Here is a 24,262-nt window from a genome sequence, read left to right on the forward strand (position 1 = left end):
GCCGCGGGGCCGGACGTCGATCAGGTGGGGAACGACTTGATGCGCACGAGCAGGTCGGGACCGGTCCGTTCGATCGTGCGCCCTCCGACGAGCACCCCGACGATCGCGACCACTGCGCCGAACACGACACCGGCGGCCAGCGCGATCCAGCCCCACATCGCGTCTCCCGTCACGGCGTTCACGACGGCGGGCACGATGGCCGGCAACGACAACGCGATCACCGCGGCCCATACGACGAAGACCAGCAGGCCCATGATGGAGTTCTGACCCGGGGTGCTCTTGAACGGGCTGTCACCGGGTGCGGGCACCGGGGTGACGATGAGCGCCGACGACACCGCGCACGCGCCGTATCCGGCCAGCAGCACGCCGAGGGCCGCTCCCAGCACCGCGGGCAGGTGCGCCGCGTCGCCCGACACCACCGCGGTGGCGACCGCGATGAGGCCGATCAGCGGAACTCCGACGCACGCGGCGCCGAGCAGGCGACCGAGGCGGTCGGCACGGCCGGAGATGCCGGTGGCGAGGGTCGTGCCGAAGGCCGTGCCGTCGAAGGAGACATCGGCGTAGCCCACCGCGGCCATGACGAGCGCGGCGAGCACCGGCGAGATGAGGAACATGAAGCCGTCGGTCCCGCCGGTGAAGGCGAAGAGGACGGGGAACAGCGGGATGACGATGAGCTGCCGCAGGTACCGCGGATCACGCAGCCATCCCGAGAGCGATCGCGCCCACGTCGCGCCGACACCACCGGTCGGCATCACGCCGAAGAGGCCGAGCTTTCCGGCAGCCACGGTGCGAGTCGCGCGCTGGCGCGGCGACGACACGGCCGTCTCGATGACGCGGTCCCACACGATCCAGAGCACCACGACGGTCACGATGGCGATCACGGTGCTGGCGAGCGCGGGAAGCCACTGCCCCGCCGCCGCGCTCGGGGCGACCGACCAGGCGGCACCGAGCGGAGTCCAGGCGAGAATGCCGGCGGCCTGCTGCAATCGCGTCCACAGATCGCCACCGGCCTGATCGAGCAGCGCGGCGATGCCGGTGAGGATGGGACCGGTCATGATGAGGACGACGAGCACGACGGTGCCGATGATCTCGCGCGAGCGCCGGCCGCCCATGCCGCCCGAGAGCTCGCCCATCAGGCGCGAGGCCAGCACGCAGGTGAGAACGCCGAGCAGTACCGTCGGCACGGCGACGATGGCCGCGACCGGCCACCGCACCCACACGATCAGCGTCGCGAGGGCAGCGACCGTGGTGACGATGCCGGGGATGCCGGTGAGCCCGGCACCCGCGAGGGCGAGCATGACCTGACGGCGCGTCAGGGGGAACGGCGCCAGCCGCACGGCGTCGACCGTGCTGTCGAGCCCCGCGATGATGATCGGCCCCACGAGCCAGCCGAGGATCAGCAGCGAGCCGCCGAGGACCGCGACGACGGTCGCGGCCTCGAGGTTCTCGAACACCGACAGCGCGACGAACCCGACGACGAGCCCGCCGAGGATGCCGAGACCCCAGAGTGATCCCAGGATGAAGCCGACGAGCTGCCAGGGGCGACGGGCGAGCGTGTTCCCGAGAACGCGGTAACGCAGCTTCAGGACTGTCGCAACCACTGCGGTCCCTCCGACTGGTGGCGTCCGCCGACGAGCGAGACGAAACGGTCCTGCAGGCTCTCGCCGGCACGCACCTCGTCGATCGTGCCCGCGGCGAGCACGCGGCCTGCGGCGATGACGGCGACGTGGTCGCACATGCGCTGGACGAGGTCCATCGAGTGGCTCGAGACGATCACCGATCCGCCCGAGCTGGTGTAGCTGCGCAGGACGTCCTCGATGTTCGCGGCCGACACCGGGTCGACCGACTCGAAGGGCTCGTCGAGCACGAGCAGGCGCGGGGCGTGCACGAGAGCGCACGCGAGCGCGACCTTCTTGGTCATGCCCGCAGAGTAGTCGGCGACGATCGTCCCGGCTGCGCCGCGCAGGTCCATGAGGTCGAGCAGGTCCGACACGCGCGGTGCGATCTCGGGGCGCGGCAGCCCGAACATCATCGCGGTGTAGGTGATGAGCTGCTCCCCCGTCAGACGGTCGAAGAGCCGCACGCCGTCGGCGAGGTTGCCGATCGTGCGCTTGGCGGCCACCGGGTCGCGCCACACGTCGATCCCGTGGACGCGCGCGGTGCCGGCATCCGGGCGCAACAGCCCCGTGGCCATGGAGAGGCTCGTGGTCTTACCTGCGCCGTTCGGCCCGACGAGTCCGTAGAACGAGCCGGCCGGCACGACGAGGTCGATGCCGTCGACGGCGACCTTCTCACCGAACCTCTTGACCAGGCCGAGCAGTTCGAGGGCGGGGGCGGCACCGGCCGCCGGAGACGATGGGGTGACGCTGGCTGGGATCTCGCTCACGGCCCCGACACTATCGGGAAGCGGAGGGCGGTGTCAGACGCAGATGCCAGAGTGAGGGGATGCTGCGCACTCTGGCTGTATCGGGATACCGCTCGCTCCGCGACGTCGTCGTGCCGCTCGGCGACCTCACCGTCGTCACCGGCCCCAACGGCTCGGGCAAGTCGAACCTCTACCGCGCGTTGCGCCTGCTCGCCGCAGCGGCGCGGGGCGACATCGTGGGCGCGCTGGCACGCGAAGGAGGGCTGCCGTCGGTCCTCTGGGCCGGACCCGAGAACGGCGGAGATCAGGGAACGGTGCGCCGGGGACCCGTCGCGGTGCAGCTCGGCTACGCGTCCGACGAGCTGGGATACCTCATCGATCTCGGCATCCCGCAGGGCGACCAGACCAGTCCGTTCGCCCGCGACCCCGAGATTAAACGCGAACAGGTGTTCGCCGGTGTCGTCGCCAAGCCGTCGACGTTGCTCATCGACCGCACGCGACAGCTCACCCGCGTGCGCGAGCACTCCTGGACGATGCTCGACCAGCAGCTGGCGCCGTACGAGAGCATCGTCACCGATCTCGCCGACGGCGACACCGCCCCCGAACTGCTGACCCTCCGCCGCGCGATGACCGCGTGGCGCTTCTACGACCACTTCCGCGTCGACCTCGACGCCCCCGCGCGTCAGCCACAGGTCGGCACCCGCAGCCACACCCTCGCGCACGACGGGGCGAATCTCGCCGCGGCCTGGGCGACGATCGTCGACGCCGGGCACGGCGACGCTCTGGCGCGTGCGGTCGACCAGGCGTTCCCGGGCAGCCGCGTGCGCGTCGTGACCTCCGACGGACTCTTCCGCCTGACGATCGAGCAGCCCGGCCTGCTGCGTCCGCTCGATGCGGCCGAGCTGTCGGACGGCACGCTGCGTTACCTGCTGCTGTGTGCCGCGCTGCTGCCGGCGCGACCCGCACCGCTCCTGGTGCTGAACGAGCCCGAGGCGAGCCTGCATCCCTCCCTCCTCGCACCGCTGGCCTCGCTCATCCGAGCGGCATCCGAGCGCACGCAGGTGCTCACGGTGTCGCATGCCGATGCGCTCGTCGACGCTCTGCCAGAACCGTCGCGCGTCGAACTCCAGCGATCGAACGCCGAGACGACGGTCCGCGGTCAGGGTCTGCTCGACGTTCCGGCCTGGAACTGGGGCTCGCGCTGAGCCCCTCTCGGTCGGCCGGCCAGTCACGGGAACGCGTCGGGCGCAGTTCCGGACGTGGAGCGCGCCCGTAACCGCGCGTGACGTCGGGAACTGCGCCCGGTACGCAGGTCAGTCGCGGATGACGGCGCCGAAACGCTCGGCCGCGACGGCGACGCCCGCGAGCTTGGCCTCGCTCGCCTCGGCCGCCGTGAGGGTGCGGTCGTCGGCGCGGAAGCGCAGCGCGAACGTCAGGCTCTTCGAGCCCTCGGGAACGCCGGCACCGCGGTAGTCGTCGACGAGACGGAGCGACTCGAGCAGCTGGCCCGCCCCCTCCGACAGCGCCGACGCGAGCGCACCCGCCGTCACGTCCGCAGGAACGACGAGCGAGACGTCCTGCGTGGCCGCCGGGTAGCCCGACAGCGACGCGACGACGACCCGCTCCCCCGCGCTCGCCAGAACGGCGTCGAGGTCGATCTCGGCGACGAGGACACGGCCCGACAGGTCGGCCGCAGCCGAGACCTCGGGATGCAGCTCCCCGGCGTAGCCGACCTCGACACCTCCGACCGTGAGCGCGGCGGCGCGACCCGGGTGCAGCGCGGCACGACGGGCCTGCGAGATCTCGATGTCGACGCCGGCCGCCGAACCGATCGCGGCGACAGCCGCAAACACGTCGCTGAGATCGGCCGCGACGGCGGCATGCCCCGGCGACTTGGGCGCCACGTTGCCGGCGACGAGCACCGCAACGTGACGCGGCTGCGGCGGGATCGACGCGTGGAGCTCTGCGAGCGTGGCGTCGTCGGGACGCGCGGCGAGCGGCGGCACCGTCGCGGTGCCGTACTGCTGGCCGGGCTCGGGGAGGAAGACCGCTCCGACCTCGAAGAGGGCGAGATCGGTCAGTCCGCGCGAGACGTTGCGGTGCGCGACCTGGAGCAGGCCCGGTACGAGCGAGCGGCGCAGGTAGGGCGCCTGCCCGTCGAGCGGGTTGGCGATCTTGACCGAGGGCAGCTCCTCGCCCGAGGCCGAACCGTGGAGATCGTTGCTGTCTCGCGTCGTGAACGGGAACGACGGGGTCTCGACGAAGCCCGCGGCCGCGAGCGCATTCGAAACGCGACGTCGCCCCTTCTGCGCATCCGTCAGGCCGCGACCGGAGGGAGCCGTCGGGAGGACCGACGGCACGCGGTCGAGGCCGTGGATGCGCGCGACCTCTTCGGCCAGCGTCCACTTGTCGGTGAGGTCGGGGCGCCACGACGGCGGGATGACCTCCCAACCGGCATCCGTGTCGGTCACCTCGGCGCCGATCGTCTCGAGCGCCGAGACGACCTCGTCGTCGGTGTAGTCGATGCCGATGAGGCCTGCGACGAAGCCGCGCGGCAGATCGATCGCCTCGAGGAACACCTCGCCGAACAGCGCGCCACCGACCGGCTCGAGCGTGCCGCCAGCGAGCTCGACCATGAGGTCGGCGACGCGGCGGGCGGCCACGAACGGCAGCAGCGGGTCGACGCCGCGCTCGAAGCGCCGCGAGGCCTCGCTCGGCAGCTTGTGCCGACGAGCGGTGCGGGCGATCGTGACGGTGTCGAAGATCGCGGCCTCGATGAGCACATTGCGCGTCGCATCCGTCATCTCGGTCGTGCCGCCGCCCATGACGCCGGCGAGGCCGATGGGCCCCGACTCGTCGGTGATGAGCAGGTCTTCGCCGTCGAGGGTGCGCTCCTTGCCGTCGAGCGTCGTGAGCTTCTCGCCCGCCGTCGCGCGACGCACCGTGATGCCGCCGGTGAGCTTGTCGAGGTCGTAGCCGTGAATCGGGTTGCCGAGCTCGAGCATCACGTAGTTGGTGATGTCGATCAGGATGCCGAGCGAGCGGATGCCGGCGAGCGTGAGACGCGCCACCATCCACGGCGGCGTCGGCCGCGACGGGTCGACGCCCGAGACGACGCGCACCGCGAACTCGGTCGCACCGACGCGGCCGCGGATCGGCGCCTGGTCGTCGACCGCGACGTCGAAGCCCGTCGCGGGGTGCTCGAGCTCGTCGAACTCGCGGAGACCAGGGTCGCGGAATGCCGCGCCGGTCGCGTGCGAGTACTCGCGCGCGATGCCGCGCACCGACAGCGCGTACCCGCGGTCGGGGGTGACGTTGACGTCGATCGCGGCGTCGTCGAGTCCGAGCAGCGCGATCGCGTCGGTGCCGACCGGCGCATCCTCATCGCTGTCGAGACCGAGCTCGGTCAGACGCAGGATGCCCGAGTGCTCGTCGCCGAGGCCCAGCTCCTTCGCCGAGGCGATCATGCCGTCCGAGACGTGGCCGTACGTCTTGCGCGCCGCGATCGGGAACGGACCGGGCAGCACGGCGCCGGGAAGGGTCACGACGACCTTGTCACCCTCGAAGAAGTTGCCGGCGCCGCAGACGATGCCGCGCACGCCGCCGTTCGCCTCGCCGACATCGACCTGGCACCAGCGGATCGTCTTGCCGTTGGACTGCGGCTCGGGCTCGAACGAGACCACGCGGCCCACGACGATCGGACCGGTCAGGTCGAAACCGTGGACGTCCTCCTCCTCGAAGCCGACCGACACCAGCGCCGCGAGGATGTCCTCAGGCGCGGCATCCGCCGGTACCTCGACGTACTCACGCAACCACGACAGCGGAACGCGCATCAGACCACCATCCCGAACTGCTCGCTGAAACGCACATCGCCCTCGGCCATGTCGCGCATGTCCTTCACGTCGGAGCGGAACATCAGCGTCCGCTCGATGCCCATGCCGAAGGCGAACCCGGAGTAGACCTCGGGATCGATGCCCGCGGCACGGAGCACGTTGGGGTTCACCATGCCGCAGCCGCCCCACTCGATCCAGCGCGCTCCGCCGGCGAAGGTCGGGTGCCACAGGTCGAGCTCGGCGCTCGGCTCGGTGAACGGGAAGTAGTTGGTGCGGAAGCGCGTCTTCGCCTCGGGGCCGAACAGCTCGCGCGCCGCGTGGTCGAGGGTGCCCTTGAGGTGCGCCATCGTGATGCCCTTATCGACGACGAGGCCCTCGAACTGCGTGAACACGGGGAGGTGGGTCGCGTCGTACTCGTCGGTGCGGAACACCCGGCCCGGCGAGAGGACGTAGATCGGGATGTCGCGCTCGAGCATCGACCGCATCTGCACGGGGCTCGTCTGCGTGCGCATGACGAGGTGCCGCGCGACCGGGTCGACGAAGAACGTGTCCTGCATCTGGCGCGCGGGATGGTCGACGTCGAAGTTCAACGAGTCGAAGTTGAACCATTCGTGCTCGAGCTCCGGCCCCTCGGCGATCTCCCAGCCCATCCCGACGAAGAGGTCGGCGACCTCCTCCTGCAGGAGCGAGATCGGATGCCGCGCCCCGACGCGTCCGCGCGGGGCGATGGCGGTGACGTCGAGCGCCTCGGCCTCGAGCTTCGCGGCCGTCTCGGCGGCGGCGAGCTCGCCCTCGCGGGCGGCGAGGGCCTGGGTGACACGGCCACGCGCCTGGCCTACGAGCTTGCCGAACTCGGCCTTCTTCTCGTTGGGCACCGACCGCAGCTGCGCGTTGAGGCGCGCGAGCGGCGACCCCTCGGCCGTGTGGGCGTTGCGGGCGGACTTCAGCTCGGCGGTGGAGGACGCGTCGGCGATGGCGGCGAGGGCCGCATCCACCGCCGCGGCGACCGCGTCAGGGGTGATCTCGGGTGCGTCGGACACGGGAGTCGAGTCTACCGGCGACGGGCCCCTCCGCTTTCGCGTGAGGGGCCCGTCGGGGTCGTGCTGTGCGTCAGGCTCCGCCCGAGCTGTTGGAGTCGTACTTGCCGATCCCCTTCTGCGTGGCGATGAGCTCGGTATCGGTCGTCGGCGCCACCGGGTGGTGCAGCGGGTCGACAGCAGCTGCGCCGCCGCCTGGGGTGCGCGGCGACCGCGAGAGGCGCTTCTCGAGGAAGCTGGCGAACCACGACAGCAGCAGGCACATCACGATGTAGATCGCGCCGATGACGATGCCCGCCTGGAGGATCGGGCGCCCCGGCTGGGAGGTCAGCTGCTTGGCGTAGTACAGCAGCTCGGGATAGGTGATGATGAAGCCGAGCGCGGTGTCCTTCAGCGTCACGACGAGCTGCGCGACGATGACGGGCAGCATGGCCCGAACCGCCTGCGGCAGCAGGACGAGGCGCATGACGCCGCTCTTGCGCAGACCGATCGCGTAGCCGGCCTCCTTCTGTCCGCGCGGCAGCGACTCGATGCCGGCGCGCAGGGCCTCCGCCAGCACGGAGCCGTTGTAGGCGACGAGGGCGATGACCACGGCCCAGTACGGCTCCATGCGGATGCCGAGCGTCGGCAGCCCGTAGTACATCAGCATCATGAAGATCAGCACCGGCACGGCCCGGAACGCCTCGATGACGACGCCGAAGGGAATCCGCACCCACGCATGATCCGACAGGCGGCCGATCGCGAGAACGAAGCCGAGCGCCAGGGCACCGACGGCCGCGAGCCCGAAGGCCGCGAGCGTGTTGCCAAGCGCCCTGAGGATGCCGAGCCACACGTTGCTGAACGTGAAGATGTACCACTTGTCGGCGGAGAACTGACCGCTCACCGCGAAGCGGAAGACCACGAATCCGATCGCCGCGGCGACCAGGAGGATGGTGACGATGCCGAGGATGCGGTTGCGCAGGATCGCGCGGGGCCCCGGGACGTCGTACAGGACGGAAGTCATCGCGCGATCCTCCACTTGTTCTCGAGTCGTCGCTGCACGGCACTGAGGACCAGCACCAGGGCGACGAAGACGACGGCGACCCAGAGCAGCACGGTCAGGGCGTTCTCGCCGCGCTCGCTCAGGTTCGCGCGGATGGCGCCGAGCTCGACCACGGAGAAGCCGGCAGCAACCGTGGTGTTCTTCAGCAGCGCGATGAAGACGCTCATCATCGGCGGCACGACCGACCGGAAGGCCTGCGGCATGACGACCAGCGTCATGACCTGGCCGAACGTGAGCCCGATCGCTCGGGCCGCCTCGGCCTGGCCGACCGGCACGGTGTTGATTCCCGCGCGGATGACCTCGGCGACGTAGGTCGCGGTATAGATACCCAGCGCCCAGACGCCGAGCACCGTGAAGCCGGGGTTCGGCAGGTCGAGCTGCGGGTAGCCGAACGCGAAGAAGAAGAAGACGAGCGTCAGCGGGGTGTTGCGGATGGTGTTGACGTAGACCGTGCCGAAGGCGCGCGCCACCGGAATCGGCGAGACGCGCATGGCGCCGATCAGGGTGCCGAGGACCAGGGCGATCGCTCCGCCGGCGAAGAACAGCAACAGGGTGTTGCCGAGAGCCTCGCCCCAGAGGTCGAGGTTGTCGGTGATGACGCCCACATCGTCTCCTTGGATGGTGCGGGGCGGGGACGCGTACGCCCCCGCCCCGTGGTCATGGTGTCAGTGCGACTCAGTACGCGTCGACCGCAGGCTGCTCGACCGTGATCCCGGACTGACCGAGGTTCTTGTCGAAGATGCCCTGCCACACGTCGCCGCCGTCGGTGAGCAGCTCGTTGATGTGCGCGCGGAACGCATCGTCGCCCTTGCGCAGGCCCACGCCGTACTTCTCCTCGCTGAAGGGCTCGCCGACGACCTTGATCTCATCGGGGTACTGCGCCGCGTAACCGATCAGGATCGCCTGGTCGGTCGTGACGGCGTCGACGGTGCCGTTGATGAGCGCGTCGACGCATGCCGAATAGAGGTCGAACTCCTCGGTGGGAACCTCGGGGTAGTTCGTCTTGATGTTCTGGATGGGCGTCGAACCGGTCGCCGAGCACACGCGCGTGTTCTCGTTGAGGTCGTCCTCGCTCGCGATGTCGCTGTCCGCGGCGACCAGCAGGCCCTGGCCCGTGATGAAGTACGGACCGGCGAAGTCGATCTGCTGCTTGCGCGCGTCGGTGATCGAGTAGGTGCCGACGTAGTAGTCGACGTCGCCGTTCACGATGGCCTGCTCACGGTTGGCCGACGCGATCGCCTTGAACTCGATCTTGTCCTCGTCGTAGCCGAGGGATGCCGCGATCCACCGTGCGATGTCGACGTCGAAGCCGCTGCGCTCGTTGGACGTCGCGTCGAGGAAGCCGAGACCGGGCTGGTCCTCCTTGACGCCGACGATCACCTTGTCGCGCGACTGGATCGCGTCGAACGTCGGGCTGCCCTCGAGCGAGACGTCGGAGGCGACCTCCCACAGGGCTTCGTTACTGTCGCCGCCGTCACCGCCGGCGGCGCCGCCGGGCGAGGTGGGCGAGCCGCTGTTGCAGCCGGTCAGAGCGATCGCAGCGATGGCGACACCGGCGAAGGCGCCGGTGATTCGTGTCTTGCGCATGTGGTCCTCCTGGTTGGGGCTTCCGCGCCCGGTGCAGAGCGCGGAGGTCGGTGGTCTCAGTGGGTGATGAGCTTGGAGAGGAAGTCCTTGGCACGGTCGCTCCGGGGCGACGTGAAGAACTGCTCGGGAACGGCCTCTTCGACGATCTGGCCGTCGGCCATGAAGACGACGCGGTCGGCGGCCTTGCGGGCGAAGCCCATCTCGTGCGTGACGACGATCATCGTCATGCCGTCCTGCGCGAGGCCGACCATGACGTCGAGCACCTCGTTGATCATCTCGGGGTCGAGCGCGCTCGTGGGCTCGTCGAAGAGCATCACCTTCGGCTTCATCGCCAGCGCGCGGGCGATCGCGACGCGCTGCTGCTGCCCGCCCGACAGTTGCGCCGGCAGCTTGTCGGCCTGGTGCCCCACGCCGACTCGGTCGAGCAGCTCACGGGCGAGCTTCTCGGCCTCGGCCTTCTTCATGCCCTTGACCTTGATCGGACCGAGCGTGACGTTCTCGAGGATCGTCAGGTGGGCGAAGAGGTTGAACGACTGGAAGACCATCCCCACGTCGGCGCGGAGCGCCGCGAGAGCCTTGCCCTCGGACGGCAGCTTCTCGCCGTCGATCGTGATCGTGCCCTCGCTGATGGTCTCGAGGCGGTTGATCGTGCGGCAGAGGGTCGACTTACCCGAGCCCGAGGGACCGATGACGACAACGACCTCGCCGCGGTTGACGGTCAGGTCGATGTCCTTCAGAGCCTGGAACGAGCCGTAGTGCTTCTGCACGCCCTCGATCACCACGAGCGGGTCGCCGCGGCGCACCGAGATGTTCGACGTCGGGGGCGCCGGGTTTTCGGGAGTCGTCATAAGAGATCACATTAAGAGCACTCCCCCGCCCTGGACCCCGCGGAACGCACCGAGTCACCGATCTGTAACAGAATCGGAATACACGGCGCATCCGGCTGGCGTCGTCGACGGGTTCAGCCGGCGCGCTGGGCGAACGCGGTCTCGTAGAGGCACACGCTCGCGGCGGTCGCCAGGTTGAGCGACTCGGCGGCGCCGTAGATCGGCAGCCGCAGCGCGAGGTCGGCCTGGGCCAGGGCCTCGTCGGCCAGGCCGCGCGCCTCGTTGCCGAAGAGCCACGCCGTGGGCTCCGCGAGCGTCGCACGGTGGTCGAGGAACTCCTCGCCCTTGACGTCCGCGGCGACGACTCGCAGTCCCGCCTCGTGCGCCCGCGCCACGGCGGCGTCGAGCTCGACACCGAGCACGATCGGCAGGTGGAACAGCGACCCGGTGGTCGAGCGCACCACCTTGGGGTTGTAGGGATCGACGGTGCGACCCGTCAAGACGACGGCATCCGCACCGGCGGCATCCGCGGCTCGGATGATGGTGCCGAGGTTGCCGGGGTCGCGCACCTCTTCGCAGATCGCGACGAGGCGGGGACCGGCGGCGAAGATGTCACGCAGCGACGACGGCGACTGACGCGCGACGGCGACGATGCCCTGGGGCGTGACGGTGTCGGCCATCGCCTCGAGCACGGCCTCGCTCGCCGAGACGACGGCGACGCCGGCCTTCTCGGCGTTCGCAGCCAGTTCGGGATGCCGCTCGATCGCGCCAGGTGTCGCGAAGACCTCGACCAGGGTGTCGGGACGGTACGCGAGCGCCTCCCGCGCGGCCTGCGGACCCTCGAGCAGGAACAGACCGGTCTCCTGACGCGCGCTGCGCTTGGTCAGCTTGGCGACGGCGCGAACGCGGGGCGAGCGGGGGTTCTCGAGCACGTTTTCAGCATACGGCGAAGGGGCGCCCTCCTCTCGGAGGACGCCCCTTCGTGCGGTGCGTGGAACGCGAAGACCCGATCAGGCCTTGGGAGCGTTGACGTCGGCGGGCAGCGCGCCCTTGGCCGTCGCCACGAGCGACGCGAAGACCGCGGGCTCGTTCACGGCGAGCTCGGCGAGCATACGACGGTCGACCTGCACACCCGCGAGGCCGAGGCCCTGGATGAAGCGGTTGTACGTGATGCCGTTCTGACGGGCAGCGGCGTTGATGCGCTGGATCCACAGACGGCGGAAGTCGCCCTTGCGCTTGCGACGGTCGCGGTACGCGTAGACGAGCGAGTGGGTGACCTGCTCCTTCGCCTTGCGGTACAGGCGCGAACGCTGTCCGCGGTAACCGGAGGCGCGCTCGAGGATGACGCGACGCTTCTTGTGGGCGTTTACTGCCCGCTTGACTCTAGCCATTTCGTTTGTTTCCTATTCGTGCGCAGCAGCGCTCAGATGCCGAGGAGCTTCTTGGCGACCTTCGCGTCGCCGGGAGCCAGGATCTTGTCGGCCGACAGGCGGCGCGTGCGCTTGGTGGGCTTGCCTTCGAAGTTGTGGCGGAGGTTCGCCTGCTGCTTCTTGATCTTTCCGCTGCCGGTGACCTTGAAGCGCTTCTTGGCACCCGAGTGGGTCTTCTGCTTCGGCATGTCTCTTCCTTCGTTGTGTTTCCCGCGAGGCGGGAGTCTGGGGGGCTACTCCGCCGAGGCGGGAGCGGCGTCTTCGGTCGCGGGTGCGTCGCCGGAGCGGGCCTGGCGTGCTGCCTCCTTGTTGGCGGCACGCTGGGCGTTCTGCTCGGTCTTCACCTCGGACTTGTTCTTGTGCGGCGCGATGACCATCACCATGTTGCGGCCGTCGATCGTCGGGTTCGACTCGACGGTGCCGAGCTCGGCGACATCCTCGGCGAACTTGCGGAGCAGGCGCACACCCTGCTCGGGACGCGACTGCTCGCGACCGCGGAACAGGATCATCGCCTTCACCTTGTCGCCCGCCTGGAGGAAGCCCTCGGCGCGCTTGAGCTTGGTGATGTAGTCGTGCGCCTCGATCTTCAGGCGGAAACGGACCTCCTTGAGGACCGTGTTGGCCTGGTTACGGCGCGTTTCCTTGGCCTTCTGAGCCGCTTCGTACTTGAACTTGCCGTAGTCCATGATCTTGACCACGGGCGGCTTCGAGTTCGGGGCGACCTCGACGAGGTCGAGTTCGGCCTCCTGCGCCAGACGCAGGGCGACCTCGATACGGACGACGCCGACCTGCTCTCCAGCGGGGCCGACGAGGCGAACCTCGGGGACGCGGATGCGGTCGTTGGTGCGGGGATCGCTGATGTGCGGAACTCCTGTTCGTGCGGTGGTGGCCACCGGGACGCGAGGACGCGACCCGGGCGGAAGAGCATCGCATCCACCCCGCACGACGCGCGTGCGTCGGCATTCGTGTTCCGCACCCTGGCTACCCCGGCCGCGGTGAGACGGACGGAGCGGAGTGCATGACCCGGTAGCCTGGAACGGCAAGCGCGGGTGGGATGTGATCCTCTTTCGATCCGGAGTAGAACACTCCGGTGCCCGCACAGTCTAGCAGAGAGCGACACGTGGACACGAACCCCGCCGACAACAGCACTTTCACCGACGACGAGGCTCGTCGCCAGCGGTGGGAGGAGCAGGAGCGCGCGGCCTCGGCCGCGACCCGCGACATCGCCGACGTGCCGGCGGTCGAGGTCATCACCACCGCCGCCGTGCACCTCATGAGCGCCGCCGCCGTCAAGGTCGGGCTCGCCGACGACCCGGCCACCCAGCTCGACCTCGACGAGGCCCGCAAGCTCATCAACGCCCTCGCCGGGCTCATCACCGCCGGCGCTCCCGAGATCAGCGACATGCACGCGCGATCGCTGCGCGACGGCCTGCGCTCGCTGCAGCTCGCCTTCCGCGAGGCGTCGACGATCCCCGACCCGATCGGCAAGGGCCCCGGCGAGAAGTTCACCGGTCCCGTCAACTGACGAGCTCCCGGGCTCGAGCAGGGCTCGGGCCCGGGACCTCCGTCAGGAAGCGCGCACCAGCTTGACCGTCAGCGAGTCGACGAGCACCGCGATGCGGTCGTCGGCGGCCCACCGCGACGCCAGCCGCGACAGCACCGCGTCGAGCTCGGCGGCATCCAGCCCATCGATGAGATGAAGCCGGACGATCAGCTCGGGGCCGCGCATCCGGGCGTCGGGATCACCCGCCGCGACCGACAGGTCGAGCACCGCGAGCTCTCCCCCGATGCTGGCCTGGAGAGCGGTGAAGACCTCGGGCGAGGTGGGCGCCGGTTCCCAGGGCAGTCCCTGTCCGATCGCCCAGACGGCGGGGCGTCGCAGCACGAACTCGGTCTCGGAGCCCGGGTCGATCACGATCAGGTCGGTGTCGTCGGACGCCGCCGCCATCGCCGTGCGCACCCCGTCGGCCGGAACCGGACGCGCGACGGCATCCCACCGCGCGAGTGCGGCCACCGACGTGAAGACCGGCAGAACGCGCCGACCGTCAGGAGCCGCGACCGTGACGATCGACAGCTCCTGGGTCTTGTCGACGCGCAGCCCTGTCGGCCCGACCCCTTCGTCGCCCTTCTCGGGCACGAGCGGGATCAGCAGCCGCGCCGCGCGATACGCCTCGACGACCGCCACGGCGTCACCGGTCCCCGCGCGGAAGGCTTCGAGCGCCGCGAGCAGCGCGGGATCGGCGGAGCCGTCGTCACCGGCGTGAGGGTTCGACTCGAAGCTGCGCCCCTCCCAGGGAACGCCCGCCGAGTCGGCGGCGTGGCCGCAGCCGTCGTCAGTCTCCGGCGACATCCAGCGCCTCGGCCAGCGTGAACGCGCCGGCGTAGAGAGCCTTGCCGACGATCGCACCCTCGACGCCCAGCGGCACGAGCTCGCGCAGCGCGGCGATGTCGTCGAGGCTCGAGATACCGCCCGATGCGACCACGGGCTTGGGTGTGCGCGAGGTGATCTCGCGCAGCAGCTCGAGGTTCGGGCCCTGGAGCGTGCCGTCCTTCGTCACGTCGGTGACGACGTATCGGCTGCAGCCGGCGTCTTCGAGACGCTCGAGGACGTCCCACAGGTCGCCGCCGTCGCGGGTCCAGCCCCGGGCGGCGAGCGTCGTGCCGCGGACATCGAGTCCGACCGCGATCGCGTCGCCGTAGCGGCCGATGACATCGGCGGCCCACTCGGGGTTCTCGAGCGCGGCAGTGCCCAGGTTGATGCGCGTCGCACCGCTCTCGAGCGCGGCCTCGAGCGTCGCATCGTCGCGGATGCCGCCCGACAGCTCGATCTGCACACCCTTGACCTGCTTGATGACCTTGCGGAGCACGGCGGTGTTGTTGCCCCGGCCGAAGGCCGCGTCGAGGTCGACGAGATGGATCCACTGCGCACCCTGCTTGGCCCAGGCGAGCGCCGCGTCGACGGGGTCGCCGTAGGTCGTCTCGCTGCCGGCCTCGCCCTGGGTCAGGCGCACGGCCTTCCCGTCGGCGACGTCGACGGCGGGCAGGAGGATCAGTTCGGGGGTGGACGCGAAGTCGTTCATCACATTCCAGGGGTGGGTCGGGATGCACGCTCGTCCACGCGAGCGCACCAGAGGGAGACTAGTGGCGCGGTAGGGCGCCGATCCAATTGGCGAGGAGACGGATGCCGGCGGCCCCCGACTTCTCGGGGTGGAACTGCGTCGCCGAGAGCGGCCCGTTCTCGACGGCCGCGAGGAAGGGCGCGCCGTAGTCGCACCAGGTCAGCACGGGCTCGGCGAAGGGCTTCATGACCTCGAGGCTCCAGTCCTGGGCACCGTACGAGTGCACGAAGTAGAAGCGCTCGTCCTCCAGACCGTCGAACAGCGTCGACCCTGCGCCCGCGCGCACGGTGTTCCAGCCCATGTGGGGCAGCACGGGTGCCTGCAGCTCGGTGACGGTGCCCGGCCACTGCCCGAGGCCCTCGGTGTCATCGCCGCGCTCGACGCCGTTGCCGAACATGATCTGCATGCCGACGCAGATGCCCAGCACCGGGCGCCCCCCGGCCAGGCGCCGCTCGATGATCTCGTCGCCGCGGCTCTCGCGCAGGGCGGCCATGACCGCACTGAACGCACCGACGCCGGGAACCAGAAGACCGTCCGCATCGCGGATGAGACCACGATCGGACGTCAGTCGGGCGTCCGCACCCGCGGCGGAGAGGGCCTTGACGGCCGAGTGGATGTTGCCCGAGCCATAATCGAGGACGGCGACGAGCGGCGCGCGTCCGGTCGTGTCACCCTCGGTCATAGGGCGCCCTTCGTGCTGGGGATGCCGTGCACGAGCGGATCGAGCGCCTTGGCCTGCCGGAAGGCACGGGCGAAGGCCTTGTACTCCGCCTCGGCGATGTGGTGCGGGTCGCGTCCGCCGAGCACGCGGACGTGCGTCGTCAGGCCCGCGTTGAACGCGATCGCCTCGAACGTGTGCCGCACGAGCGACCCCGTGAAGTGCCCGCCGATGAGGTGGTACTCGTATCCCTCGGGCTCTCCCGTGTGCACGAGGTAGGGACGCCCGGAGATGTCGACGACAGCCTGCGCGAGCGCCTCGTCGAGGGGCACGAGCGCATCGCCGTAGCGGGAGATGCCCGACTTGTCGCCCAGCGCAGAGCGCAGCGCCTGCCCGAGCACGATCGCCACATCCTCGACCGTGTGGTGCGCGTCGATGTGCGTGTCGCCCGTCGCGCGTACAGTCAGGTCGGTGAGCGAGTGCTTCGCGAACGCCGTCAGCAGATGATCGAAGAACGGCACGGTCGTCTCGATCGTGCTGATCCCGGTCCCGTCGAGGTCGAGCTCGAGTTCGACACTCGACTCGCTCGTGGCACGACGGATGCTGGCCGTTCGGGGGCTGGTCATGCCTCCGAGTCTATCGACGCCAGTGCTTCGAGGAACGCGGTCGTCTCGTCTTCCGTACCGGCACTGACGCGCAGGCTGTGCGGGATGCCGACGTCGCGGACGAGGATGCCGCGATCGTAGAGCGCCTGCCAGGTGGCGCGCGGGTCGTCGACCCCGTCGAACAGGACGAAGTTCGTCCAGCTCTCGTAGGCGTGGTACCCGAGGGCATCGAGCGTCGCCGACATCCGATCGCGCTGCGCGACGATCTCGTCCACCATCCGGAGCATCGTCGACGAGTGCGACAGCGCGGCTGTCGCGGCCGCCTGCGTGAGGGCGCTGAGGTGGTACGGCAGGCGGACAAGACGCAGAGCGTCGATGAGGGTCGCGTCGGCGGCGAGATAGCCGACGCGCGCACCGGCGAAGGCGAACGCCTTGCTCATCGTGCGCGAGACGACCAGGCGCTCCCGCTCGCCGAGCAGCGTCAGCGCGGAGGGGCTCTCGCGCGGCGCGAACTCCTGATAGGCCTCGTCGACGATCACGATTCCGTCGGTGGCGTCGTACACCGCCTCGATGACGTCGAGACCGAGCGGCGTGCCGGTCGGGTTGTTGGGCGCGCAGAGGAAGACGACGTCGGGGCGTAGTTCGGAGACTTGTGCCGCGGCGGAGGCCGGGTCGAGCGTGAAGTCGGGGCCGCGCGTGCCCGCGACGTACTGCGCGCCGGTGGCTCGCGTCAGCAGCGGGTACATCGAGTACGTGGGGCCGAAGCCCATGGCGGTGCGCCCCGGGCCGCCGAAGGCCTGGAGCAGGTGCTGCAGCACCTCGTTCGATCCGTTCGCGGCCCAGATGCGATCGGGGGTGAGGCCGTGACCGAGGTACTCGGCGAAGGACTCGCGGAGGTGCGTGAACTCGCGGTCGGGATAGCGGTTGACGTCGCGCAGGGCACGGGCGATGGCATCCAGGATGTCGTCTGCGACCTCTTCGGGAACGGGATGCGTGTTCTCGTTGACGTTCAGCGCGACCGGAAGCGGCGCCTGCGGGGCGCCGTACGGGGTGAGGCCTCGCAGATCGTCTCTGAGGGGCAGATCATCCAGACTCGGGCTCATCCCACCCATGCTAGGCCGCGTCCGAGTCCGGCGTGGCCGCACCCCAGCTTCTGCGCCGAAGACGGCGGGCTTCAGCTCGCGGCGTCGTACTCGGCGGGGATGGCGAGTGTCTGGCCTGCCTCGAGCTGACCAGAGCCGAGGGCGTTCAGCCGGATGATGGCGTCGACGACGTCACGGGGGTCGGCGGCCGGCGCCACCTCTTCAGCGATCGACCAGAGCGATTCGCCCGACATGACGGTCACCGTCGTGAACGACCCCTCGGGCGCGCCCGCCTCGTTGGAGGCGAGTGCTCCCCCGCCGGAGAGCACGGCAGCGGTGACGGCGACGACGGCGGGAAGTGCGGCGATCGCTGCGATGACGCGGCGTCCACGGCGCGTCAGGCGCAGACGGGTGCGGGGGGCCGGTGCGAAGCGAGCATCGATCGTGGTCATGACATCTCCTCGGGAGCGGTAGGAAGATTCGCTCCCGCCTCTCGGCCGGGAGAGGCGGGTGCGAACTTCGGTTCCGAACGTATCTTCGATATTGTGTGGTGTCAACCACCCACCGAAATCGGAGACCGATCGAAGAGACACGCGGAGCGTTCCGTGATGTCGCTGTCGGATCGGGCTACCTTTTCGACAGCGAGAGCCCACCACGAACCTCCGACATCGGGTCGGGGACGGGGCGCGACGACAGGAGACCGGCGGTATGAGCGAGAAGCCGCAGACGCGACGACGCAAGAATCTGAGCGATAAGCAGCTCGCGATCCTCGAGGTGATCCAGCACGCGATCGCCCGCAACGGCTACCCGCCGAGCATGCGCGAGATCGGCGACGCCGTCGGCCTCAAGTCGCTGTCGAGCGTCACCCACCAGCTGAACCAGCTCGAGCTGAGCGGATACCTCCGCCGCGACCCCGGCAAGACCCGCGCGATGGAGGTCCTCATCGACCTCCCCGGCACGGCCGGCGAGAACCCCGCCGACGCCGCGCCCGCCCTCGGCGACGCCGCCCTCGTGCCGCTCGTGGGCCGCATCGCGGCGGGCGTCCCGATCACCGCCGACCAGCAGGTCGAGGAGATCTTCCCCCTGCCGCGTCAGCTCGTCGGCAAGGGCGAGCTGTTCATGCTCAAGGTCGTCGGCGACTCCATGATCGACGCCGCCATCTGCGACGGCGACTGGGTCGTCGTGCGGGCACAGTCGACCGCCGACAACGGCGAGATCGTCGCGGCCATGCTCGACGGCGAGGCCACCGTCAAGACGCTCCGTCAGCGCGACGGCCACACCTGGCTCCTCCCCCGCAACTCGGCGTTCGAGCCGATCCTCGGCGATGACGCCACCATCCTCGGCAAGGTCGTCGCCGTCCTCCGCACGGTCTGACCTCGCCGCACCGACGGAACTGCGGGAGGGGATGCCGCGACTCGGCGGCATCCCCTCCCGTCGTCCGGCACGATCCGGATCCGCTCGCGTAGCGTGGCGGTATGTCGCAGCAGCAACTCCCGTACGGTTCTTGGCCCTCCCCCCTGACCGCCTCGTGGGCCAGCGCGTCCTCGTTGCGCCTCGACGGCGCGCGCTTCGTCGGAGATGAGATCTGGTGGGGCGAATCCCTTCCCGATGAGGCCGGTCGCGTCGCCGTCATGCGCCGCCGCCGCGACGATTCTGTGGAGGTCGTCCTCCCCGCGCCCGGGAACGCGCGATCGCGTGTGCACGAGTACGGCGGGGGCGCCTGGACGGCGTCCGACGACGGCGAGCTGTTCTTCGTCGACAAGTCGGACCAGCGCATTCGACGCCTCCGCCCGGGCGGCGAGCCCGAGGCGCTCACCCCAGAGGAGAGCGGCACCCACTACGGGGGTCTCCGCTGGCAGCACGGCGCGCTCCTCGCGGTGCGCGAGCGCGAGCGCCCGGGGCGCACTCCCGAACGACACATCGTGCGGATCGACGGCGCGAGCAGCGATGAGAACGCCGCGAGCGGCGACGAAGCGGGAGTGACGGAGCTCGCCGGGGGCAGCGACTTCGTGGCTCAGCCTGCACTGTCACCCGACGGATCACAGCTCGCGTGGGTGGCGTGGGATCACCCGGACATGCCCTGGGACCGCACCTGCATCCGTGTCATCGAGCTCGACGCCCCGGATCGTGTCCGTGAGCTGGCCGGCGGCAGCACGGCCGCGCTGCAGCCGGAATGGACATCGGACGGCCAGCTGTTGCTGCTCGACGAGCCGACGGGGCGCTGGAACCTCCATCGCATCGACCCCGCGACCGGCGCGGCACCCGTCGCGGTCTCCCCCGCCGACGCCGACACGGGTGGTGGCCTGTGGGTCCTCGGCACCCGGTGGTACGCGCCGCTCGACGACGGCCGCGTCGTGGCCGTCCGCACGCACGGCTCGGACCAGCTCGTGATCATCGACCGCGACGGCGGCGCGATCCCGCTCCCCTTCCCCGCCACCGCTCGACTGCAGATCGAGGACGTCCGCGGCAGCCGCGCCCTCGTGAGCGGCGCCATGCCCGGGGCGAGCGGGCTCTGGCTGGTCGATCTCGACAGCGGCGAGACGACAGCGGTGCGCGGCGGTACCCCCGATATCGACGAGGCATGGATCCCCCATGCCCGTCAGATCACCACCGAGGGTCCCCACGGCCCGGTGCACGCCTTCGCCTATCCGCCGACGAACCCCGATGTCACGGCGCCGACCGACGAGCTGCCGCCGTACCTCGTCTGGGTGCACGGCGGGCCGACGTCGCACGTGGGCGGCACCGCCGACGCCAAGGCGGCCTACTTCACCAGCCGAGGCATCGGCGTGCTCGACGTGAACTACGGCGGGTCGACCGGGTACGGCCGGTCGTACCGTGAACGGCTGAAGGGCCAGTGGGGCGTCGTCGACGTCGATGATGTCGCGGCGGCGGCACGCGGCCTCGCCGCCGACGGACTCGCCGATGCGTCACGGCTCGCGATCGAGGGCGGGTCGGCCGGTGGCTGGACCGTGTTGGCGGCGCTCGTCGGCACGGACGTGTTCGGCGCGGGCGTCTCGCGCTACGGCGTCGGCGATGCCCGCGCCCTCGCGGCCGAGACCCACGACTTCGAGGCGCGCTACCTCGACGGCCTGATCGGTCCCCTCCCTGAAGCGGAGCACGTGTACATCGAGCGGTCGCCGCTGAGCCACGCCGAGCGTTTCCGCGTGCCGCTGCTGCTTCTCCAGGGCGACGAGGACGCCGTCGTGCCACCGGCGCAGGCCGAGGCCATCCGCGACGCACTCGTCGCGCAGGGCGTGCCCCACGCCTATGTCCTGTACGCGGGCGAGGGGCACGGGTTCCGACGGACCGAGACGATCGTGAACGCTCTGGAGAGCGAGCTGGCGTTCCTCGGTCAGGTGTTCGGTTTCGACACGCCCGGCGTCGCGCCGATCGAGCTCGACTGAGCCCGGCGACCGCCTGGCGCTGATACGCCTGTCAGGCCGGCGGTGCTGGTGAGGCCTTCCGCATCCGCGGCGGGCTCACCAGCACCGCCGAGCCTGCAGGTGTATCGCCGACCGCGGGCTCAGACGGCGTAGGGCGCGAGCTCAGCCGCGAGACGCTCGGAGACGTGCGCGTGCACGGCCGTGCCGTCCTCCTCGTGCGAGGTGGCGACGATGTGGCCGCTCTCGTGCACGGCCGAGATCAGGTCGCCACGGTCGTACGGCACGAGAGCGCGCACCTCCACCGCCGGCAGCGGCAGCGCATCCTCGATCGCGGCGCGCAACTCGTCGATGCCCTCACCCGTGCGCGACGACACGAAGTGGGCCGTCGGCTCGAGCCCGCGCAGCAGCAGCCGCGCATCGTCGTCGACGAGGTCGGCCTTGTTGAAGACGACGAGCTCGCGGGTGGCGCGAGCGCCCACGTCGCCCATCACGTCGCGGACGGTCGCGAGCTGCGCGGCGGGGTCGGGATGCGAGCCGTCGACGACGTGGACGATGACGTCCGCGCCCGAGACCTCCTCGAGCGTGGACCGGAACGCCTCGACGAGCTGGTGCGGGAGATTGCGGACGAAGCCGACGGTGTCGGTGAGCGTGAACACGCGCCCGTCGGCGGCCTCGGCCCGACGCACCGTGGCATCCAGCGTCGCGAACAGAGCGTTCTCGACCAGGACACCCGCGCTCGTCAGCCGGTTCAGCAGACTCGACTTGCCGGCGTTGGTGTAACCGGCGATCGCCACCGAGGGGATCGTGTTGCGCCGACGCTCGGCGCGCTTCGCCTCGCGCGACGGCGCGAACTCGCGGATCTGCTTGCGCAGCTGCGCCATGCGGGTGCGGATGCGGCGCCGATCGAGCTCGATCTTCGTCTCACCGGGACCGCGCGAGCCCATGCCCGCACCGCCCGCGCCGACCTGGCCACCGGCCTGGCGGCTCATCGACTCGCCCCATCCGCGCAGACGCGGCAGGAGGTACTCGAGCTGTGCGAGCTCGACCTGGGCCTTGCCCTCACGACTCTTGGCGTGCTGGCTGAAGATGTCGAGGATGACCGTGGTGCGGTCGATGACCTTGACCTTCGCGACATCCTCCAGGGCGCGCCGCTGGCTCGGTGCCAGCTCGGTGTCGGCGATCACGGTGTCGGCACCGACGGCGGCGACGAGGTCGCGCAGCTCGGCTGCCTTGCCGCGCCCGATGTAGGTGGCGGGGTCAGGATGCGGTCGCCGCTGCAGAACGCCGTCGAGCACGACCGCACCGGCGGTCTCGGCCAGGGCCGCGAGCTCGCGCAGCGAGTTCTCCGCGTCCTCGTGCGACCCCTGGGGATACACGCCGACGAGCACGACGTTCTCGAGTCGCAGCTGTCGGTACTCGACCTCGGTGACGTCCTCGAGCTCTGTGGACAGACCGGGGACACGGCGCAGCGCCGCGCGCTCCTCGCGATCCCACTGGTCGCCGTCGGTGTCTCCGTACGACACCGTCGACTCATCCTGCAGCGCCTGCGCGCCGCCGAAGACGCGGATCGACGAGCGCGTCTCCGCGCTCGCGAGCACGCGATCGACCGGGTCCACCGCGATGTCGCCGTCGCCGTCGGGGGTGGTGATATGCGTCATAACTCTCTTCCCGGGATGCCCGTGCCCGGGCATCCGTGAATTCTAGTCTCCCGCCGGTACGTCCGGCTCCGATACGCTCGGATGCATGGGGAGCGATCATTACTTCAGCGCGTCCCCGTCCAGCGAGCAGAACCTCCGCCGCATCCGCGTGACCCTCGCGGGTCGCGCTGTCGAGGTCACGACCGCGGGCGGGGTGTTCAGCCCTGACCACGTGGATTCGGGTACAGGGGTTCTTCTGGCCAATACTCCGCCGGCACCGTCCGGTGGGGATTTCCTCGACCTCGGCTGCGGCTGGGGGCCGATCTCGCTGTCGCTGGCTCTGGAGTCGCCTCACGCCACGGTGTGGGCCGTCGATGTCAACGAACGGGCTCTCGACCTGGTGCGACGCAACGCCGCTGATCTGGGACTCGGTAACGTCAACGCCGTCCTGCCCGACGATGTTCCCGACGACGTCGTATTCCGGACCATCCGCTCCAACCCGCCGATCCGCGTGGGCAAGAACGAGCTCCACGGGATGCTGCAGCGCTGGATACCCCGTCTGGCTGAACGCAGCGACGCGTGGCTCGTCGTGCAGCGCAACCTCGGTTCGGATTCCCTCCAGCGCTGGCTGGCCGCGACGTTCGACGACGGCTACGGCGTCTCGCGCGCCGCGACCGGACGCGGTTTCCGCGTGCTTCGGGTGCGCCGGCACGGCACTCCCCCGACGGGCGCGATCGAACTGCCCTGACCACGGGCCGTCCGGATGCCGCGGCGCTCGGATCAGTCGGCGAGGGTGACCTGCCCCGAGAAGACCAGCGTCGCGGGGCCCGAGAGCAGCACGTGCTCGCCATCGGCCTGCCGCACGATGCGCACGCCCAGCGTTCCGCCCGGCACGTCGACGGTCCAGCGGTCGGGTGCCGCAACCCCGGCCCAGTGACGCACGGCCAGAGCGGATGCCGCGACCCCGGTGCCGCACGACAGGGTCTCTCCCACGCCGCGCTCGTGGACGCGCATCCGGATGGCCCCGACACCGTTCTGAACGAGCGGCTCGGCCGGAACGACGAACTCGACGTTCGCGCCGGCGGACGGACGAGGCTCGAGGGTGGGCTGTACCGTCAGGTCGAGGCCCTCGAGTTCATCCTCCCCGGCGAGCGCCACGACGACGTGGGGGTTGCCGACGTCGATCCCCTGCCCGGGGCGGGCGACGCCGAGCCCGCGTGCGCGGACGAGAACGTCGCCGTCTTCGGCCCGCCAGGTTCCGAGGTCGACCTCGAAGCCGTTGTCGACCCGGGTGATCGTCTTCACTCCGGCACGCGTGCCGATTCGGAGGCCGGCATCGATCGAGGCGAGGCCGGCGTCGGCGAGGTAGCGCGCGAAGACCCGCGTTCCGTTGCCGCACATCTCGGCCTTCGAGCCGTCGGCGTTGCGGTAGTCCATGAACCACTCAGCGCCGGCGGCAGCGGCATCCGCCCCCTCGGGGATCGCGGCCGAGCGGACCACGCGCAGCAGCCCGTCGGCGCCGATGCCGACATGGCGATCGCAGAGCGCTGCGATCTGCGCGTCGCTCAGGTCGAGGTCGCCGTCCGGGTCGGCCAGGATCACGAAGTCGTTGCCGGTGCCGTGCCCCTTGGTGAACGCGAGAGTCGCCATGAGCCCA

At 70.3% G+C, this 24,262-nt stretch carries 25 protein-coding genes; 5 read left to right on the plus strand and 20 right to left on the minus strand.

The features are described from left to right. Nucleotides 1-20: 20 nt before the first annotated feature. Nucleotides 21-1,601: a hypothetical protein gene (locus ACI2K6_RS04270; RefSeq protein WP_282502305.1), complete on the minus strand. Its 1,581-nt coding sequence runs from the start codon at nucleotides 1,599-1,601 to the stop codon at nucleotides 21-23. Next, nucleotides 1,583-2,386: an ABC transporter ATP-binding protein gene (locus tag ACI2K6_RS04275; protein ID WP_240309665.1), complete on the minus strand. Its 804-nt coding sequence runs from the start codon at nucleotides 2,384-2,386 to the stop codon at nucleotides 1,583-1,585. The genes ACI2K6_RS04270 and ACI2K6_RS04275 overlap by 19 nt, the downstream gene beginning before the upstream one ends. Before the next feature lie 59 nt (nucleotides 2,387-2,445). Between ACI2K6_RS04275 and ACI2K6_RS04280 the strand changes: the two genes are divergently transcribed. Continuing rightward, nucleotides 2,446-3,570, plus strand: a complete 1,125-nt coding sequence (locus ACI2K6_RS04280; RefSeq protein ID WP_282502304.1) for an AAA family ATPase — start codon at nucleotides 2,446-2,448, stop codon at nucleotides 3,568-3,570. Nucleotides 3,571-3,678: 108 nt separating this feature from the next. Here ACI2K6_RS04280 and pheT read toward each other — a convergent pair whose 3' ends face one another. The 10 genes from pheT to infC form a co-directional block, all read right to left on the minus strand. Then, a complete protein-coding gene (gene pheT / locus ACI2K6_RS04285) occupies nucleotides 3,679-6,198 on the minus strand; it encodes a phenylalanine--tRNA ligase subunit beta (RefSeq protein ID WP_404568155.1) in 2,520 nt (839 codons plus the stop codon). Then, on the minus strand, nucleotides 6,198-7,238 hold the full coding sequence (gene pheS, locus ACI2K6_RS04290; RefSeq protein ID WP_094261998.1) for a phenylalanine--tRNA ligase subunit alpha: 1,041 nt from the start codon (nucleotides 7,236-7,238) through the stop codon (nucleotides 6,198-6,200). Before pheS ends, pheT begins: the two co-directional genes overlap by 1 nt. A 70-nt stretch (nucleotides 7,239-7,308) precedes the next feature. Next, nucleotides 7,309-8,238 (minus strand): amino acid ABC transporter permease, encoded by a 930-nt coding sequence (locus ACI2K6_RS04295; protein WP_114588012.1) that lies wholly within the window; start codon nucleotides 8,236-8,238, stop codon nucleotides 7,309-7,311. Next, nucleotides 8,235-8,882, minus strand: a complete 648-nt coding sequence (locus ACI2K6_RS04300; protein ID WP_112613805.1) for an amino acid ABC transporter permease — start codon at nucleotides 8,880-8,882, stop codon at nucleotides 8,235-8,237. Before ACI2K6_RS04300 ends, ACI2K6_RS04295 begins: the two co-directional genes overlap by 4 nt. 70 nt (nucleotides 8,883-8,952) lie before the next feature. Next, nucleotides 8,953-9,864 carry a glutamate ABC transporter substrate-binding protein gene (locus ACI2K6_RS04305; protein WP_274177565.1) on the minus strand — a complete coding sequence of 304 codons (912 nt, stop codon included), beginning with the start codon at nucleotides 9,862-9,864 and terminating at the stop codon, nucleotides 8,953-8,955. 56 nt (nucleotides 9,865-9,920) lie between these two features. After that, nucleotides 9,921-10,712: an amino acid ABC transporter ATP-binding protein gene (locus ACI2K6_RS04310; RefSeq protein ID WP_112613801.1), complete on the minus strand. Its 792-nt coding sequence runs from the start codon at nucleotides 10,710-10,712 to the stop codon at nucleotides 9,921-9,923. A 113-nt stretch (nucleotides 10,713-10,825) separates the two neighbouring features. Beyond that, nucleotides 10,826-11,623, minus strand: coding sequence for an RNA methyltransferase (locus tag ACI2K6_RS04315; protein WP_114587965.1), 798 nt, complete (start codon nucleotides 11,621-11,623; stop codon nucleotides 10,826-10,828). A 78-nt stretch (nucleotides 11,624-11,701) separates the two neighbouring features. Then, nucleotides 11,702-12,082 (minus strand): 50S ribosomal protein L20, encoded by a 381-nt coding sequence (gene rplT, locus ACI2K6_RS04320; protein WP_023951735.1) that lies wholly within the window; start codon nucleotides 12,080-12,082, stop codon nucleotides 11,702-11,704. A 32-nt stretch (nucleotides 12,083-12,114) separates the two neighbouring features. After that, a complete protein-coding gene (gene rpmI, locus ACI2K6_RS04325; RefSeq protein ID WP_005048908.1) occupies nucleotides 12,115-12,309 on the minus strand; it encodes a 50S ribosomal protein L35 in 195 nt (64 codons plus the stop codon). A gap of 45 nt (nucleotides 12,310-12,354) precedes the next feature. Continuing rightward, on the minus strand, nucleotides 12,355-13,014 hold the full coding sequence (gene infC / locus ACI2K6_RS04330) for a translation initiation factor IF-3 (protein ID WP_240309666.1): 660 nt from the start codon (nucleotides 13,012-13,014) through the stop codon (nucleotides 12,355-12,357). A 227-nt stretch (nucleotides 13,015-13,241) separates the two neighbouring features. Here infC and ACI2K6_RS04335 point away from each other — a divergent pair, with 227 nt between their 5' ends. Continuing rightward, nucleotides 13,242-13,646, plus strand: coding sequence for a DUF1844 domain-containing protein (locus ACI2K6_RS04335; RefSeq protein WP_023951737.1), 405 nt, complete (start codon nucleotides 13,242-13,244; stop codon nucleotides 13,644-13,646). 42 nt (nucleotides 13,647-13,688) lie between these two features. Here ACI2K6_RS04335 and ACI2K6_RS04340 read toward each other — a convergent pair whose 3' ends face one another. From ACI2K6_RS04340 to ACI2K6_RS04365, 6 genes are all read right to left on the minus strand, one after another. Continuing rightward, nucleotides 13,689-14,471, minus strand: coding sequence for an SseB family protein (locus ACI2K6_RS04340; protein WP_269266670.1), 783 nt, complete (start codon nucleotides 14,469-14,471; stop codon nucleotides 13,689-13,691). After that, the gene (gene priA, locus ACI2K6_RS04345) at nucleotides 14,455-15,201 is read right to left on the minus strand and encodes a bifunctional 1-(5-phosphoribosyl)-5-((5-phosphoribosylamino)methylideneamino)imidazole-4-carboxamide isomerase/phosphoribosylanthranilate isomerase PriA (protein WP_112613795.1); all 747 of its coding nucleotides are present in this window, start codon (nucleotides 15,199-15,201) and stop codon (nucleotides 14,455-14,457) included. Before priA ends, ACI2K6_RS04340 begins: the two co-directional genes overlap by 17 nt. A 58-nt stretch (nucleotides 15,202-15,259) precedes the next feature. Then, complete coding sequence (hisH, locus tag ACI2K6_RS04350) at nucleotides 15,260-15,922, minus strand: imidazole glycerol phosphate synthase subunit HisH (RefSeq protein ID WP_112613793.1); 663 nt, start codon at nucleotides 15,920-15,922, stop codon at nucleotides 15,260-15,262. Continuing rightward, nucleotides 15,919-16,524: an imidazoleglycerol-phosphate dehydratase HisB gene (gene hisB / locus ACI2K6_RS04355; RefSeq protein ID WP_404568156.1), complete on the minus strand. Its 606-nt coding sequence runs from the start codon at nucleotides 16,522-16,524 to the stop codon at nucleotides 15,919-15,921. Before hisB ends, hisH begins: the two co-directional genes overlap by 4 nt. Continuing rightward, entirely contained in the window at nucleotides 16,521-17,606 is a 1,086-nt protein-coding gene (locus ACI2K6_RS04360; protein ID WP_404568157.1) for a histidinol-phosphate transaminase, read from the minus strand. Before ACI2K6_RS04360 ends, hisB begins: the two co-directional genes overlap by 4 nt. A 71-nt stretch (nucleotides 17,607-17,677) precedes the next feature. Further along, nucleotides 17,678-18,037: a LysM peptidoglycan-binding domain-containing protein gene (locus ACI2K6_RS04365; RefSeq protein ID WP_112613787.1), complete on the minus strand. Its 360-nt coding sequence runs from the start codon at nucleotides 18,035-18,037 to the stop codon at nucleotides 17,678-17,680. A 256-nt stretch (nucleotides 18,038-18,293) separates the two neighbouring features. Between ACI2K6_RS04365 and lexA the strand changes: the two genes are divergently transcribed. Beyond that, a complete protein-coding gene (gene lexA, locus ACI2K6_RS04370; protein ID WP_404568158.1) occupies nucleotides 18,294-18,959 on the plus strand; it encodes a transcriptional repressor LexA in 666 nt (221 codons plus the stop codon). Nucleotides 18,960-19,060: 101 nt separating this feature from the next. Further along, nucleotides 19,061-20,989 (plus strand): prolyl oligopeptidase family serine peptidase, encoded by a 1,929-nt coding sequence (locus ACI2K6_RS04375; protein WP_404568159.1) that lies wholly within the window; start codon nucleotides 19,061-19,063, stop codon nucleotides 20,987-20,989. A 119-nt stretch (nucleotides 20,990-21,108) separates the two neighbouring features. Here ACI2K6_RS04375 and hflX read toward each other — a convergent pair whose 3' ends face one another. Continuing rightward, nucleotides 21,109-22,437 (minus strand): GTPase HflX, encoded by a 1,329-nt coding sequence (gene hflX / locus ACI2K6_RS04380; protein ID WP_378718968.1) that lies wholly within the window; start codon nucleotides 22,435-22,437, stop codon nucleotides 21,109-21,111. A gap of 274 nt (nucleotides 22,438-22,711) precedes the next feature. Between hflX and ACI2K6_RS04385 the strand changes: the two genes are divergently transcribed. Further along, nucleotides 22,712-23,353, plus strand: coding sequence for a class I SAM-dependent methyltransferase (locus ACI2K6_RS04385; protein WP_404568160.1), 642 nt, complete (start codon nucleotides 22,712-22,714; stop codon nucleotides 23,351-23,353). A 32-nt stretch (nucleotides 23,354-23,385) separates the two neighbouring features. Here the strand turns inward: ACI2K6_RS04385 and dapF are convergent, their stop codons facing one another. Further along, on the minus strand, nucleotides 23,386-24,255 hold the full coding sequence (dapF, locus tag ACI2K6_RS04390; protein WP_404568161.1) for a diaminopimelate epimerase: 870 nt from the start codon (nucleotides 24,253-24,255) through the stop codon (nucleotides 23,386-23,388). Nucleotides 24,256-24,262 lie beyond the last annotated feature (7 nt).

Source organism: Microbacterium sp. NPDC006705, from assembly GCF_044903545.1.
Classification (GTDB): domain Bacteria; phylum Actinomycetota; class Actinomycetes; order Actinomycetales; family Microbacteriaceae; genus Microbacterium; species Microbacterium plantarum.